Genomic DNA, 16,245 nt, shown 5'->3' with positions numbered 1-16,245 from the left:
AATGACTGATGTAAGTAGCAGGTCACGCTTTGTATAATGGGAGCTCTGTTTATAAACAAGTTTTTCCTTTGGTCTCGAATGACCATCGGGTGATTTCACCCCGAATAATGAGTAAGCCAAAGTGAGATTTACAGACCGAATCTGGCTATTTCACCATTTAACTGCCAGATAGAGAAGACAGTTCACCAGCCTGCGCTGCAGCCACTTCGGCCTCTGATGCCAATTGGTCAGACGCATCTCTTATTCCCTTCGTATTCCGGGTAATTTCGGTTGTCACCAGAGATTGCTCTTCCGCAGCCGACGCTATTTGTGTCGCCATGTCACTGATTGACGATACCGCACCCGTAATTTGTGTCAGGCTGCTGGTTGCCGAGTTTGCATCGTCGACACTGGTATCAGCAAGGTGTTTACTTTCGTTCATAATGTTTACCGCTGACCCTGCGGTGTTTTGCAACGTTTCAATCATTGATTGGATTTCTCGGGTTGAGTCATGTGTGCGTTGACTCAGTACCCTTACCTCGTCAGCTACAACGGCAAAGCCTCTGCCCTGCTCACCTGCACGGGCCGCCTCAATCGCTGCATTCAACGCTAATAAGTTTGTCTGTTCCGCAATATCCTGAATGGTAGCGAGAATAGAGCTGATGCTTTGTGAATGTATATGGAGTTCAGTAATGACATTGGTGGCCATTTCAACTTCCTGCGACAAGTTGTTTATCGATACCTGACTCTGGTTGACCTGACCGGCACCTGATTCGGAGCAACTTACCGCCTCGTCTGAAAGATGGGCGGTAGTTTCAGCATTGCTCGCTATTTCCTGTGTCGCGGCTGACAGCTCATCAATGGCAGTGGCTACCATATTGATTTCATTTTGTTGAATGGCAATGCGTTCGCTGCTAGATCGGGTGAAATCAGCCGACGATTTTGATTGCTCGGCCAGAGAGTCGCTCACCTGTTTGACGGCACTCAGCGTCGCATGGATATTTTCAGCAAATGTATTGAAGTTTCGCGCCAGGTTACCCACTTCATCGTGGCTATGCGGCTCTATCCGTTGCGTTAAGTCTGCATCACCACTGGCAATTTCTTTCATCGCCTGGGAAACCCGCTGAAGATCCTGCACCAACAACTTGATTAACCATGAAGCAAGACTGGTTATCACCGCCAGAACGGCAATCACAATAAAAAATAGATCGATACGCAGGTCGTCAAAGGCTGCAAACTCAGTGTGCTGATCCATCTCGATGCCAATGATCCATTCAGAACCCAAGGCCTGAACCGTTTTGAAGAAATAGAGCTTCTCGGTGCCGTTTCGAAAAAGATGTATCACCTCACCGCTGCTCACAGCAGCACTTACCGTTTCCGGATTGAGAGCAATATTGAAAACCGAAGCGGGTTGTCCTTTGAACTTGTTATTCGGGTGTGCAATGAAGTTGGCACCGGCGTCAAGCAACATGGCCGAGGCATTCCCACCCAACCCTATCTCACTGACGATCTTAGACAGATAATCAAGTGTCAGATCACCTCCAATAACACCTGTTACCGCACCCTTTTCGTTGATAACCGGATGAGCAATCGTCACCATCAGTTCTTTGGTTTTTGCATCGTTATAAATGCTCGTGATAATGGTTTTTTTATTTCTTTCCGCTCCTTGATACCAAGGTCTGACTCTCGGATCAGCTGGAAAATGGTCTTCTACCGCCAGCAGGGTCGAACCATCATCTCTACCGTAAAGTACTTCATAAAACTCACCCGACATCTGCGCTTGCTTAAGTGACTTCAACGTATTCTCATTCGACACGTTCTTGGCCAAACTTTCGATGATAGCTGCTTTTGATTGAAGCCAGCCTTCAATGTATTGACTTGTTTGCTGACTTACCAAGTTCGCCTTACTGGACAGGTTCTCGACAGTCTGCGAATGTAGCTGAGAAGAAGAAAAAAGCGTTACAATGAGCGCCATTGAAAAAACAGCAATGATCAACGCCGCAATTAACTTGTTCCTGAGCGAATTAAATATTTCCATAACACGTTTCCGTATGTAACCAAATTATCTTCACTCCAAAGTGAGTAAAGAGTTTGCGATAACTAAATTAGTGCTAATCACAGTAAATATTGAATTCAGTTGCTGATAAACCTGTTTTATATTCGAGATATCAAAATGACACTGTTGCTTCATGACGGGGTGTAATATTGAAACAAAAGTCTCAATGGTGATATTAAATTTATTATCGCAGCAAAGTAGTCAGACTAAAGAGCAGTGAATACTGGCAACAACTGCGTCAAGCGGTGTCACTTAATCGCAGTTGTTATTTATTTTGCATTTATAACAGTGAGTTAGACTCTCTTAAAATGGCTGTTAACAGAGGTCAGTCTGATATTTTCATCCAAGCTCAGCGTTTCCCAACATGTATCGTCTAACTTCTCTCCAAACTCAGACAATACACTCGCAGACAGCTCTGGGGTAATGGGAGACACAGCAATAGCAACTTGCCTGACAATATTGGCCACAACAAAGCAGGTTGCAGCAACATGCTGATGCTCCAGCCCTTTATTGATTAACCAGGGCTGCCGACAATGGAAAAAACTATTCACATCATCCACTAATTGTTTACAACGCACCGTCACTTCATAGGGTGAGAAGGCTTCATATGCCTGCCTAATATCGTTTAATACCTCCAGACTGGTTTCAAACAGTGCTTTGCACTGGTCGTCGTTCAATATCGATTCCCACTTCGGTAGTTCACCATTAAAGTGCTTTTGGATAAGGGTATTGTTGCGTTTCACTAAATTTGCAAAGCTGTTAGCAAGATCAGCGTTAACTAGCTCGATAAAGTCGACGATAGAGACATTGCCATCTCTCGATAACGGCTTTTGGCGAGTAAAGGCATATCGCAAACCGTCACTCGTCAGTTTGTCCGAGAATACTCTTGGGTTGACCGTTGTTTCAGGGTTCGATTTAGAGATCTTTTTGCCCTCGATAGTCCACCAGCTGTGCACGACGAGTTTTTTTGGCAAAGGTAAATCAAGCGCCAGAAGAAATGCAGGCCAAATGATGGCATGAAACTTCAAAATGTCTTTTCCAAGCACATGCACTGTCTCGGCGATATCTTGCTGACTTCCCCCTGAACGCTCAATGGCGGTGATATAACTAAACAGCGCGTCAATCCACACATATACAGTATGAACATCGCCCGGTACGTTTACGCCCCAGCTGTTGTTCACTCTTGAAACCGACAAGTCTTCTAATTCGCCAATCTCCAACTGTTCGATAAGGCTTTCCTGAAAATGTCTGGGAGTGATGAAATCAGGGTTATCTCGATAAAACGTCAGCAGTGACTGACGATAGTTTTCAAGGCGAAAAAGGTAGGTGGCTTCTTCAACTGTCTCTACCTCTTTACCATGCACCGGACAGCGCTTATTGTTTAATTCACGCTCCGAATAGAACTGTTCGCAAGCCACACAATATTCACCGGAATAACTGCCGAGGAAGATATCTCCTTTATTGACCAAGCGAGACCAAATCTCACGGATCTTTGCCTTGTGTTCAACGTCTGTCGTTCGGACAAACACATCGGGCGTAATGGAAAAGCTCTCCCACAGGTCAGAAAACGCCTTCGCTTTTTCATCAACAAAGCTGTGAATGTCTCTCTGATGTGCCTCCGCAGCCAGCGCAATCTTTTTTCCATGTTCATCAGTACCCGTAATGAGCACATTGGGTTGACCAATCAAACGGCGATAACGATGAAAAATATCGGCAAGAATACCGCTGTAAACATGGCCAAGATGAGGTTCACCATTGGCATAGAATATTGGGGTGGTGGTATACGTAGTCATAATCTGTCTCCGAAAAACAAAACAGCCGGAATGGAGACAATGAGATTGAGGTCAACGAACCATTCCAGCAGGATAAATGTGGAATGGCGTTGCTTTTAGCGATTCGTTAGAACAAGCAGCCCATCCCCCTCAGCATTCGCTGAGCAGGCATGCGCATCATTGAAGAAAAAGCAGAAATCATCTCGTTCATATTTTTACGCTAACAGTCTAAAGGGCGTATAACAAGGCTGTTCGAACTCAGGTTCAACGTATTTTGCGATCAGCCCCTTAGATACGCTCGTTGTCGGTAACGTTACTGTGTATGCTACTTCTCTGGACGTCTCTACGAGACAAGGCAACACGGATGGCACTTTCACAAATATGAATTTATCTTCTTCACTATGGATGCTCGGCGCCCTCACCTCATTTTGCCTGATGGCAATTGGGGGCAGAGAGCTCAGTGAGCAAATGGATACCTTTCAGATTTTGTTTTACCGGAGTTTGGTTGGCTTTCTCATTATCTCACTGGTAATTATCTTCACGAAACAAACATATCTTTTACGCTCTGATAAATCAGCTCGCCATGTACTTCGTAACCTGTTTCATTTTGGCGGCCAATACGGTTGGTTTAAAGGTATCGCCCTCTTACCGTTGGCTGAAGTCTTCGCCCTTGAGTTTACAGTCCCACTCTGGACTGCACTTATTGCCAGTGTCTTTTTGGGCGAAAAGTTGACCAAAGAAAAAGGGATTTCCATCATGCTCGGATTGCTTGGCGTGGCAATCATTGTGCAACCCGGTATAGAGATCATTGATCCTGCATCGTTAATCGTACTGGGGGCCGCTATCTGTTATGCCGTTGCGCACTCGACAACAAAGTCTCTCTCGAAGACTGAACACCCATTGACGATCGTTTTTATGATGTGTCTGATACAACTCCCAATCGCATTTATTTTCTCGTTAAGTGATTGGCAAACGCCTGTGGGAACAGACTGGTTGTGGCTGGTGATTCTTGGTGTTACTGCACTTTCAGCACATTATTGTATGACCAAAGCCATGCTAACCGCAGAGGTCACCATGGTCGTTACAATGGACTTTCTTCGGCTTCCTTTAATAGCGATCGTTGGGGTATTTTTCTACCAAGAAAACTTCGAAATCGCACTTCTCATTGGCGCGTCGTTGATGGTAGGAGGTAACTTAATCACCATTCGAAAAACCGGAAAGCAGGCTGGATAAGGAAAACGTGAGGATGGCGAGAAAAGAATGGTGAAAAGATAATAACAGGGCGATGAGTCACCATCGCCCAACAAATACAAGCGCTAGCTAATATTTCTGGCTTGTGTAGCAGGCCCATGAATCGCAACGGCCATTGCAATGATGAAAAGCCCTTGCATGATACCGCCAATCAACAATACGTTAGAATGGCCCCCGTCGACATAGAGTTCAGGGAAAACACCGAAGATGCTCGAAAACGATGCAAACAAGGGCAATGTCATCATAGATAGAGAAAGCACCCACGTCATCAACGTCCACTCAACCTGGAGAATATCCCAGCGGAAATGGTGTGCTACCATCACCAGTGCACCGAAAATACAGTGTAATAAACCCCAACCAAGATAATGACTTCCTCCCGAAGAGATAAACTCAGTCGGATAGCCGATTTGTGCGCCCCACATCAGTTCAATCAAACCGACAGCAATACAGATACCACCGAGTAAATAGCTTTTGCGTCATACTGTTGATAGTTTAAAAGCATATAAGCACTGAGGGTAGTCATTCCTAACGCCAGTATGATGAACAACGGAAACAAGAAAGTGTTGTCACCGAATAAAACCTGTTGTTCTTTTTCGAACATCGAGAAGTTCATCGATTGACCAACAAGCTCCGAGTCAAAAAGCCCGTTTGAACCTGTATAGAAAACAAACGTGGTAACCACAGCAAGCAAGGTCACACCCAATATCGATCTGCTGGCGCCGGAAGAAAGACCTTCAAAACTGAATCGAGGTTTTTCCGGTGACGACTGTCTGTTCATCACTATTACCCAATACGCAGTAAAGTACGCTTGCGTGTAGAGCACGGTATCCACCGCACCGTTAATCACCTGAAACGTTTGTCCTGTGTCTAGCCAAGCCAACATCAACCAGTCATAACGCTGCCATGGCGCAGTGAGAAATGAACCAAGACTTACCGCCATCCACCCCATGTGTGCACCATATTGGCGTTTGAGTAGAAAGAAACCCGCAATACATATCGCCAACATTTCTGTCGAGGAGAGAATGTAGAGTCCCCAATTTCCAACCAGTTGATCCCATGTGGTCTCAACACCCGCGTTAACCAGAAATATCCAAACATTAATACCGAGCGTAAAAGCAGCAGTAACGTAGAGCACACCCATTACGCGGTGGATTTTTTTGTGCTTGCGTCTGAATGATGGCCAAAATTGGAAAACTGCAAGGATCAGGCATGCAGAGCCTGCAATCATATGGATGCCAAAGTTCTTCTTTTCAAAGTTCGAGCGTTCGTCGTGAGCAGAATACGCATCAAGATAACTTCCATCTCCATAGGCATATTCAGGATCAGAAGCCTCTCTCAACAGATTAAAATATGTCGGGTTTGCTAACTCTTCCTCAACGGGTTCATAATCAAAGCCCTCAGCATTTTTATTGCCTTTTTCCGCTAACACTAGATGTGCGCTAGACGCATCTTTGAGTTGAATGAAATTCAACCCCGTCATGGATGCAATAAACCCGAAAACCAGCATGAATGCCATTATTCCGGTCAACATCAATATCTTTATATTCTTCAACAAAACTCCATTCCTTACCTATTCGTTCAAAGCAACTATTCCTTGGCATGTGTCTATTTCAGATAGACCTTTTTGTAAATCATGCGCTTGAACCAACCCATTGTCTTTCTGCCTTTTTTCTCCTCAACGGCAAGCAACTCGCGGGCATATTTGCGGTTAATCTCTCCCCACAAATTGCACAGCTTTTCTTTGTTTTGTATTTCAAACGCACTCGGTTGATTATTGGCAATGCGAAGCGTCATCAAACTGAATGTAATCGTCAGGATAATGGCGCGGGCATGGATGTAGTGATCACCGGATGCATTCGCTACTGCAGGGATCAATAACTTGGGGTACATCAAATCAAGGTGCGGTAAATCACCGGTAATAAAGCAAAGATTCCACGTGTGATAGAGGCTGGCCCAGAGTTGGGTGTTGTGATAGAGGATTTGACCATCATCGGTCACACGTTCAGCATTAGTGCAGGTGAGAATAAAACCTGCTTCTGAGTTACCCGGTTGTTTTGAAAACCAATCCTGAAGCGTGGCTTCGTAAATATTGAGGTTGAGCATAGCTACCCATAGCTTCTGATTGAATTTGTCGCTCAAGCTTCCCGGCTTAAAGTTCTTCTTCCTCATTCTTTTTAAATAACGCAACGAGACCAGTTCAAGGCTCGCCACTTTCGCTGCCACAAACCATCGTCCTGACACACGGTATGAGGTGACCAATGAACGAAGTACGCCTTTTTTGATGCCCTTCTTATCCCGCACGGGATGGAAATAATCGAAAAGCTTTTCCGACCATTGATAATCATGAAGCTGTTTTTCGGTTGTCTTGTCCAAGATGAAGCAGCAATGAAGTATCCGGCGCGCTATCTCGGCTGATTCCTGGTTTTTAACTATTAACCCTTGTTCAATAGCAGAAGAGAGAAATTCGACAACCGCAGGGTGCTTATCAAACAAGCCTTCAGATACGCTGTCTAAAAGAGGGTCTAAGCGTTGTGGCGTGAAAAAGGTATCAGAAAACTCTGACATGATGAGTTCTGATTCATAAAAAAACAGATCATTTTTCAGAATATCTTTGATGAGTTCAGGATCTGTCGTTTGTCCCCTAACCTGAAAAAAATCGAAAAACGTTTCGACGATATTTTTCGCTTTCCCAACATTAAGCTCTTGATCTTCCGTGACATCTTTTGTCTCTACTGTAGCCATTACTATGCCTTTTGGTATTGGTATCTTCCGTGTTTGAAACAGATTTTTAGAGTATAAATTCTAACTATAGAAGGCAGAGCGAGTAATTAGTAATCAAGAGCTGTCTAAATTTCGAGAAACGTTGATGGAAAATTACCTAAGTTAATGAATTGAAATAGTAATTTAATATTCCTTTTTTTATTTTCATATCAAGCCCTCAATATTATTCAGATTGCATATAAATGACGATGAAAGATATAAATCAGAGTGAATTTCCAGTGAGGTTTACATTGTCTTTGATTGAAATCACGGACCAGATAAATAATCATCCGGCCCAAAAATGATGACCTTATATGAAATAATTGCTCTTATTTGGAAATGAAAAAAGGCGGGTAATCCCGCCTAGTCAATCTCATTGGTTCAATGAACATTTCGTGCTTTCGTCGCTGGTCCATGTGTTGCTACCGCTATAGCAATGATGACAAGGCCTTGCATAATACCGCCAACAATGAGGATAGCTGACTGACCTCCATCAACATAAATCTTAGGGAAGACTTCAAAAAGGCTTGAGACCGATGCTATCAAGGGCAAGCTCGCCATAGATAACGAAAGCACCCACAGAATCATCGTCCACTCAACTTGAAGCAGATTCCAACGAAGGTATCTACCTGCGATCAATAAGATACCAAAGACAATATGTAAAAAGCTCCACCCAATGTAATGGCTGCCACCTGAGCTCAAGTACTGCGTTGGATAGCCAATTTTAACGCCCCAATTGAGTTCAATGAGGCCAATGACAATAGCCACACCACCTAATAAATACGCCAGTCCATCGTGTAAACGGTAGTTGAGCATCATGTATGCACTCAAGGTAGTCATTACCAAGGTCAACGTAATAAACAGTGGGTATAGAAATGAAAAGTCAGCCAATATAATCTGCTGCTCTCTATCCCAAAGGTCGAAGTTAATCGATTGACCTACTAACTCAGAGCCATAAATACCGTTTGAGCCAATGTAAAACACAAATGTAGCGATCACTGCTATCGCTGTAACACTAAAAACAGACGTTTTAGCGAATAGAGAAAAGCCTTCAAAATTATACGTCTTGTTCAACGGCGAGGACTGTCTGTTCATTACCATCACCCAATACGCCGTGAAATAGCCTTGTGTAAATAGGACAGTGTTTACCACACCATTTATCATGGCAAACGTCTGTCCTGTATCCAGCCAAGACAACATTAGCCAATCGTAACGCTGCCATGGTGCGGTAAGAAACGCGCCAAGACTGATCGCCATCCACCCCATATGCGCAGCATATTGGCGCCTGAGAAGGAAGAAACCAGCGATACAAATAGCGAGCATTTCAGTCGATGAAAGTATATATAGCGCCCAATTCCCCGCCAATGAGTCAAATGTGGTTTCAAAACCCGCATTACCAAGATATATCCAGGAGCTAATACCCAGCGTAAATGCACTGATAACATACAACACGCCCATCACCCGGTGGATTTTCCTATTCTTTCGTCGAAAAGCTGGCCAGAATTGAAAAAAGCCGGTGATTAAACATGCCGAACCCGCAATCATATGGAGTCCGAAGTTTTTCTTTTGAAACTCAGAACGAGCATCGTGACCCGCATAAGCCTCAAGATAGCTTTCCTCACCGTAGGCATATTCAGGGTCTGACAGTTCTCTCATCAGGCTGAAAAAAGTGGGGTTAACCAACTCTTCCTCTACAGGCGCATAATCAAAATCCTCGTTACCACTTTTACCTTGAGCTTCCAAAATTTGATGCGCTGTTGAGGGATCTTTAAGCTGAATGAAATTCCACCCCGTCTTCGCAGCAATAAAGCTGAAAATCAGTAAAAATATCATGACCCCAGTCAGCATAAACAGTTTTACGTTCTTTAACACAACAGTATCCTTAACCTACTTGTGGAACTTTCGAAAGCTTATTTCAGGTAGACTTTCTTGTAGATCATGCGTTTAAACCAACCCATGGTTTTACGCCCCTTCAGCTCCTCACTGGCAAGCAATTCTCGGCATATTTACGGTTGATTTCGCCCCACAAATTGCACAACTCCGTTTTGTTTGTAATATCGAATGCACTCGGCTGGTTATTTGCAATTCGAAGTGTCATTAGGCTAAACGTGATTGTAAGGCAAATAGCGCGGGCATGAATATAGTTATCACCGCAAGCATTTGCACGATCGGGATTAACAGTTTCGGATACATCAAATCAAGATGCGGTAAATCACCGGTGATAAAACACAAATTCCATGTCTGATAGAGACTAGCCCAACCTTGCGTGTGGTGATATAAAATTTGACCATCATCCGAAACACGATCGGTATTTGTGCAGGTAAGAATAAAACCCGCTTCTGAGTTACCAAGCTGCTTTGTAAAAAAGTCTTGAAGGGTGGCTTCATAAATATTTAGGTTTAGTGTCGCTATCCAAAATTTCTGGTTTAACCTATCAAGTAGACTCCCGGGTTTAAAATTCTTTTTATGCATTCGTTTTAAGTATCTCAGTGACACCAGTTCCATACTGGCAATTTTCACAGCGACAAACCACCTACCTGAAATACGATAAGAAGATATTAGGGAACGCAATACGCCTTTTTTTATCCCTTTTTTTTCTCTCATAGGATGAAAATAGGCAAATAGCTTTTCTGACCACTGGTAATCGTTGAATTGTTTCTCTGTTGTTTTATCGAGAATAAAGCAGTAGTGCATCATGCGTACTACGATGCTATGCATACTTTCATTTCTAACAATCAAGCCCTGATCTATAGCGGTGGAAAGAAATTCAATAACAGCGGGGTGTTTTTCATAAAGTCCCTGCGACATCTTGTCCAGCATAGGGTCTAGGCTTTGTGGCGCAAAGAAAACATCAGAAAATTCTGACATGATGAGGTCCGAATCATAAAAATATAAGTCATTCTTTAATATATCTTTTATAAGTTCAGGGTCCGTTATTTGACCTCTTGCTTTAAAGAAGTCAAAAAACTCCTCAACAATATCCGTCTTGATATCATTATGTTGCTCTGAAGCATTTACGATGCCTTGTTTTTCTATGGCTGTCATTATATTTCTTCCTGAAGTGGATATTCCCATTTTTAAAATACTCATATAGAGCATTAACACTAAAGGTAGGAGATAAATTTGAAAGTGCAAAACCTTAGGAGTAGGAAAAACACATGCGCACTTAATTTAACCATCATAAGACCATGAATATAAAAAATAAATTTAATAAATTATTTTCAGGTTAAAGAAGAGAGACATACGTAAATGCATTCATATGTAAATCTTAAGAAAAGAAGTAGTAAATAGTGTTAACAGTGCATGGGTTCATATTTAATGAAAAGAAAAAATACGGATAACACATACAGAAAAAGGCACTTTATATGAAATATTTCATTAATTTAAATAATAATCTTGATGCTCTTGTCACCCCTGCCGAGTATAAATTAGATATAAATAATGGTGTAAACAGTCAGGGCCTGCACTGATAGCCTATTTTGCAACGGCGTTTATTTTTGACAGCCGTTTTTTGAGTTCTTTCTGGAGCGCATTAATCGCAAAGGGTTTCATTGAACGCCACTGCTGACATTCATCGCGCGTTCTACCACAGCCCAAACACCAGCCCTTTGGCCCTGAAAAGTTACACTGGTCGATACAGGGGCTTTTTTGCTTTTTCATCTCATTGACCTCACAACAATACACACTCTCATAAAAGTGATGCTCAAAGATTTCCGAGTACTTCACCAACGCTTGCTTCAAGCTGTCGTAAACGATTTAACTCCTCGAATAGGCGTTGTTCAAGGCTTTTGAAGTTCAATGGCAGTGTTCGCTGGCAAATGCCATAACTGTTGTCCAACGTCTTGTAACCTTTCCAGCTCTGTATGCGCTCTCCCTCAAGCGCCAAGAATTGGCGAATGAATTCAGACTGCGATGAACAGTCTTCCTCAGCATGCATACAGACAGGAAACGACTTCTGTTTTATCTGTGGCGCCTCGATAAATGTTTCAAAGTGAACGCCACCTTGGTTGTGGTTAAACCAGTTTGATTTATAGAGCTGCAGGTACTCACCACGATTGTAAATTTCCCAATCGTCGTCAAACCAACTGGCTTTTTGGAGCATTTTTTCAAGGTTTCGGAAAACACCTTTTACATCTTTCATTTCGCTAATCCTGAACAATTAATCTGAAACGCTACACTTTTTTGCGAGATACAAGATACAACACAAACATGCCACCAAGTGCCGCAGTAACGATACCTACTGGCAGCTCTTGTGGCGCGAGTACGGTCCGGCTCACCAAATCACCGAAAAGCAAGATAACGGCCCCCCATAACGCAATCAATGGCAACGCTCGCTTGTGCGTCATACCTGAAAATGGGCGAACCAAATGGGGCACCATCAAACCAATAAAGCCCACCACACCCGTGAGAGACACGATGGAGGCTGTGCAAAACGCACAACAGAGGAATATCTCACTTTGAAGCCTGTGAACATTAATACCCAGCGAGTGGGTTGTCTGTTCACTGACTAACAAGGTGTCAAGTTCACGATAACGTTTGAGGATCAAAATGACGAGACAGAGTAGCCCAATGGCGGCAAACATCAGGTTATCCCATCTTGCCAGCCCGAGCCCACCCATCGTCCAAAATAAGATCGAACTTGCCGCTCGCTGATCCCCCGAATAAATCAGGAAGCTGGTGATTGCACCGAACAAAAATGAAATGGCCAAACCGCACAACACAAGATTGTTATCGCCTTGCCTTTTTTGCATTGAGAACAGAATAAGTACGGCGGCAGCGGAGACAATACCACCAGTGAACGCAGCCAGAGGAAGTGACCACACGCCAAGCGCATCACCAAGTTGGGTGATAATGAGCACTGCGCCAGCAGACGCGCCGGAAGACAACCCAAAAAGAAAAGGGTCAGCTAAGTCATTACGGGTAGAGGTTTGGAGTAACGCCCCGACCATGGCTAGTCCTGCACCTGCGATCACTGCCAGAAGAGCTCTGGGCAGCCTCAAATCGAGCAATATCCGGCTGGTCATATTCATCTCATCCTCACCAAAAGCACGAAGGCCAGCCAATACTTCAGCGAAAGACAAAGGCACCGAACCAAACTGCAAATTCAAAATGAAAGCGAGCAGCATGGTCATTGTTCCGACTAACCATGCTGCCCGGTATTTATTGAATGTCATTGAGCTACAAATCGCCTTCGCGCCTATTGGGGAAAGAACGCTTTGGCGAGTTTCTCGATGGCACCAATATTGGCCGGTCCCGGCGTTAACTGCTCATACCGAAGTTTGACGTAACGCCCTGAAGTAACGGCCTTGGTATGCTTCATCAACGGGTGTTGCTCAAGAAAACGCTTCAAAGAGTCCGCGCCGCTCGCCGTTTGATAATCAAGGAGAATAATCACATCAGGGTTCTCGCGCGCGACGTTTTCCCATGATGTTCTGGCCCAGCTGGTTTGCATATCGTCTGTGATATTCTTGCCGCCCGCCGCCTCAATCATCGCGTTTGGCATGGCGTATCTACCGCTGTAAATGGCTTGTCTTCACCTGAGTCAAATAGGAAGACTTTCGGCGGCTCACTGCCGATTTTGTTTTTCTGTTCAGTCACCTTTGCGACTCTTGCCTTCCACTCATTCACTAGCGCTCGCGCTTCAGGCTGCTTATCAAAAATCACACCCAGCTTTTCAATGTCGCCGTACAGCAACTCCATGCTGGCACCAGCATTGAGTTTTTTAGAGTGGATACAACTTTCTGAAAGGACCAACGTATTCACACCATAAGGTTTGAGTGTCTGCGGTGTGACTTCTCCGCCGACTTTCATCCCATAATTCCAGCCTGCAAAGAAGAAGTCAGCATCAGCTGCAATCAGCTTTTCCAGTGACGGGTATTTGGGCGCAAGCTCAGGGATTTCCCCTAACATTTGTTTGAACGAGGGTGACATTTTGTACCAGCCCGTAATACCCGTAACCCCGACCATGTCTTTCTGGATTCCCAGTGCGAGTGCCATGTCTGTCATGTTGATATCATGCACTACTGCTCGTGTTGGACGTTTTTCAATGATCAGTGGACTCCCGCAATTGTCCACTGTAACTGGATAACGGGTATTGGTGGCATTAGCATTGGAAAGAGGTAAAAGAAATAGCAGAGTGGGTATGACAGACCACTTCATTGTGCGGCTCCTATTCGTTGTTTGTGGGTGTTTGCGGCTTCAAAATGATGAATCGTGCTTTGCATGTGGGGGTGGCTGAATGGAATGACCTTTAAACCAAAAACAGGTGTCATAAATTCGTCTTGCATCAGAGTCTCTGGCGGCGCGTAAGCAACCATGCTTTGTTCTGACATCAACAGGACGTTGTCAGCAAATGGCGTGACCAAGGGTAAATCATGTAATACCGCCACAGAGGCAATACCACGTTGTTTGATAAGAGTGAGAAGCTCAAGACGGGCCAGAGGATCGAGGTGATTAGTCGGCTCATCAAGCAAAAGGAGGCGCGGCTCTTGAGCAAATGCCTTGCGATGCTTGCGCGCTGTTGTTCACCACCGGAGAGTTCGCCAAAACATCGTTGACTCTTCTGCGAAAGGCCGACATCTTCAATTGCTTGTTTGACAGCCCTGTCATGCTCTTTCTTGCTGCAACAGAAAGTGTGCGGCACACGCCCTAAGTCCACATATTCAGTGACACTTAGGCGATGGTCAACGTGTTCATGTTGAGCCACAACAGCAACACTTTTGGCCATTTGTTGCCTCGGCAATGCTGCAATATTGTTGCCGGATAAAGTGAGCTCACCAGAGACAGTTCGGTATTCACCCGTAATCGCTTTCAGCAAACTCGATTTACCACTGCCATTCGGGCCAATTATGGCAACGCATTCTCCTTCACAAACATCGAATGACACACCAGAAACAGCGCGCCAACCTGAAGGGCCATCTGCAATTATCTCTTTTGCAGACAAAACGAGTTTTTTTGTTTCTTCCATCCTGGATCCAAAATAACGCCCAAAACTGTTATGTTATAACATAACACTCATCTCCCCTGTTCTGTCAATTACGAAAAAGAATGTGCTGATATAAAGCGTTCTCTGTATCAAAGTTGGAGATCACAATGGCCTCTCTCAGTGTGCTGTCGACAAATGAGTAGTCAAGAAGCTCTATTTTGATCACCAATGAAATGATTCTTTTGGATCCAATACACATTGAAAATCGGTGTGTTACATATCAAGTTTGGTATGCTAAAAATTATACATTTTCGGCGTTATATCATTCAGTTAACCCACTAAGGCTGCCTGCTATGCCCTTAAAAAATACAACGCTTTTGATCATGCCTGTTATCTTGGCAACAACCTTGTCCTGCTCGTTTAGAAATATTGATATCACCACTCACGATGTCCCAGAGTTAACAAAACAAAGTGAGCTTGTATCTAAGGGCGTGTTACCAACACAAACTCAGGCTCCAACGGGAGCAGGCAGTGGTGTCGATATTGATAGTCAAGGGAACATATTTTTCCTTCACCGTTCGGGCTACGGTTTCAACAACAACACTCTGATCGATAAAGATGTCGTGACCGTTTATTCACCTGTTTCTCATGAAATCATTGGTAATTGGGGCGCCAACCAATTTAAATCTCCTCATGGCATCACTATCGACGATAACGACCATGTATGGATTACCGATATTAAATTGAACAAGGTTTATCAATTCGATCCAAGTGGGAAGTTGTTAAAGACCTTTGGGCAAAACTATCCGTTTTATATGGAAGCCTGTTTGAAAGTAAGAAACCTACTAAAAAATCTACCCTGCGGACAAAACGAATACACCTTTGCAAGGCCCACTGATGTAGAAGTGTTTTCTGACGGTTCATTTGTTGTCTCTGACGGCTACAGAAACAGCCGTATTGTGAAGTTTGCTCAAGACGGGACATTTCAGTGGGAGGTATCAAAGCTCGGTAAAGCAGACAGTGAGTTTTATTTACCTCATGACTTAGCCAAAGATGCAGATGACAATATTTATGTCGCAGACAGAAGGAATGCCCGTATTCAAATTTTCAGCAATCAGGGTGAATGGAAACGTACTCTGAACTTTCCCGAGCTAGGCCGACCTTATGGTTTGGATATCAGTAAAGACAACTATTTATACGTCGCAGATGGCGGCGACTCTTATGAATTTGAATCCGGTGAACAAAGAAGCCAAATCTTAAAGCTCACACTCGAGGGAGATATCGTCGATCGTTACAGTGATTTCGGACAATCGTTGGGCAAGCTTGATCTGCCTCACGATATTGCAGTCAATGATCTGGGGCGTATCTTCGTTGCGGAAGTCAAAAACAACCGACTGCAGTTCTTTGATCAACGCATCGATTAATGCGTAATAGCTTTGATTAGTAACGGAGTTTCTCACTTCAGCAATACTTTTCGAGCCAACGCACTTTAGCCTTATATT

At 43.9% G+C, this 16,245-nt stretch carries 11 protein-coding genes and 3 pseudogenes; 2 read left to right on the top strand and 12 right to left on the bottom strand.

Going from position 1 to position 16,245, the window contains the following annotated elements; translation table 11 throughout:
* Positions 1–128: 128 nt before the first annotated feature.
* Both CS022_RS20685 and metG read right to left on the bottom strand, forming a co-directional pair.
* Positions 129–2,017: pseudogene (locus CS022_RS20685) on the bottom strand (methyl-accepting chemotaxis protein).
* 311 nt (positions 2,018–2,328) lie between these two features.
* Complete coding sequence (gene metG, locus CS022_RS20680) at positions 2,329–3,828, bottom strand: methionine--tRNA ligase (RefSeq protein ID WP_129123841.1); 1,500 nt, start codon at positions 3,826–3,828, stop codon at positions 2,329–2,331.
* A 384-nt stretch (positions 3,829–4,212) separates the two neighbouring features.
* Between metG and CS022_RS20675 the strand changes: the two genes are divergently transcribed.
* Positions 4,213–5,040 (top strand): DMT family transporter, encoded by an 828-nt coding sequence (locus CS022_RS20675; protein ID WP_129123858.1) that lies wholly within the window; start codon positions 4,213–4,215, stop codon positions 5,038–5,040.
* 83 nt (positions 5,041–5,123) lie between these two features.
* Here the strand turns inward: CS022_RS20675 and CS022_RS20670 are convergent, their stop codons facing one another.
* The 10 genes and pseudogenes from CS022_RS20670 to CS022_RS20625 all read right to left on the bottom strand — a co-directional run bounded on the left by CS022_RS20670 (position 5,124) and on the right by CS022_RS20625 (position 14,785).
* Complete coding sequence (locus tag CS022_RS20670; RefSeq protein WP_129123840.1) at positions 5,124–5,492, bottom strand: hypothetical protein; 369 nt, start codon at positions 5,490–5,492, stop codon at positions 5,124–5,126.
* Positions 5,489–6,613, bottom strand: coding sequence for a DUF2306 domain-containing protein (locus tag CS022_RS20665; RefSeq protein WP_145964532.1), 1,125 nt, complete (start codon positions 6,611–6,613; stop codon positions 5,489–5,491). The genes CS022_RS20670 and CS022_RS20665 overlap by 4 nt, the downstream gene beginning before the upstream one ends.
* Positions 6,614–6,663: 50 nt before the next feature.
* On the bottom strand, positions 6,664–7,800 hold the full coding sequence (locus tag CS022_RS20660) for a hypothetical protein (protein ID WP_129123838.1): 1,137 nt from the start codon (positions 7,798–7,800) through the stop codon (positions 6,664–6,666).
* A gap of 399 nt (positions 7,801–8,199) precedes the next feature.
* A complete protein-coding gene (locus CS022_RS20655) occupies positions 8,200–9,690 on the bottom strand; it encodes a DUF2306 domain-containing protein (RefSeq protein WP_129123837.1) in 1,491 nt (496 codons plus the stop codon).
* Positions 9,691–9,915: 225 nt separating this feature from the next.
* A complete protein-coding gene (locus CS022_RS20650; RefSeq protein ID WP_129123836.1) occupies positions 9,916–10,863 on the bottom strand; it encodes a hypothetical protein in 948 nt (315 codons plus the stop codon).
* A gap of 429 nt (positions 10,864–11,292) precedes the next feature.
* The gene (locus tag CS022_RS20645; RefSeq protein ID WP_129123835.1) at positions 11,293–11,478 is read right to left on the bottom strand and encodes a DUF1289 domain-containing protein; all 186 of its coding nucleotides are present in this window, start codon (positions 11,476–11,478) and stop codon (positions 11,293–11,295) included.
* Between the two features lie 43 nt (positions 11,479–11,521).
* A complete protein-coding gene (locus tag CS022_RS20640) occupies positions 11,522–11,959 on the bottom strand; it encodes a hypothetical protein (protein WP_129123834.1) in 438 nt (145 codons plus the stop codon).
* Between the two features lie 31 nt (positions 11,960–11,990).
* The gene (locus CS022_RS20635; RefSeq protein ID WP_129123857.1) at positions 11,991–12,944 is read right to left on the bottom strand and encodes a FecCD family ABC transporter permease; all 954 of its coding nucleotides are present in this window, start codon (positions 12,942–12,944) and stop codon (positions 11,991–11,993) included.
* A 71-nt stretch (positions 12,945–13,015) separates the two neighbouring features.
* A pseudogene (locus tag CS022_RS20630) lies at positions 13,016–13,977 on the bottom strand (ABC transporter substrate-binding protein).
* A pseudogene (locus CS022_RS20625) lies at positions 13,974–14,785 on the bottom strand (ABC transporter ATP-binding protein). Before CS022_RS20625 ends, CS022_RS20630 begins: the two co-directional pseudogenes overlap by 4 nt.
* A gap of 311 nt (positions 14,786–15,096) precedes the next feature.
* Here CS022_RS20625 and CS022_RS20620 point away from each other — a divergent pair.
* Positions 15,097–16,167, top strand: coding sequence for a peptidyl-alpha-hydroxyglycine alpha-amidating lyase family protein (locus CS022_RS20620; RefSeq protein WP_161569698.1), 1,071 nt, complete (start codon positions 15,097–15,099; stop codon positions 16,165–16,167).
* The last annotated feature ends 78 nt before the right edge of the window (positions 16,168–16,245 follow it).

This window comes from Veronia nyctiphanis, assembly GCF_004116385.1.
Taxonomy (GTDB): Bacteria; Pseudomonadota; Gammaproteobacteria; order Enterobacterales; family Vibrionaceae; genus Veronia; species Veronia nyctiphanis.
The sequence above is the reverse complement of the archived record's forward strand: the minus strand, read 5'-3'. Positions and strand labels throughout refer to the sequence as shown.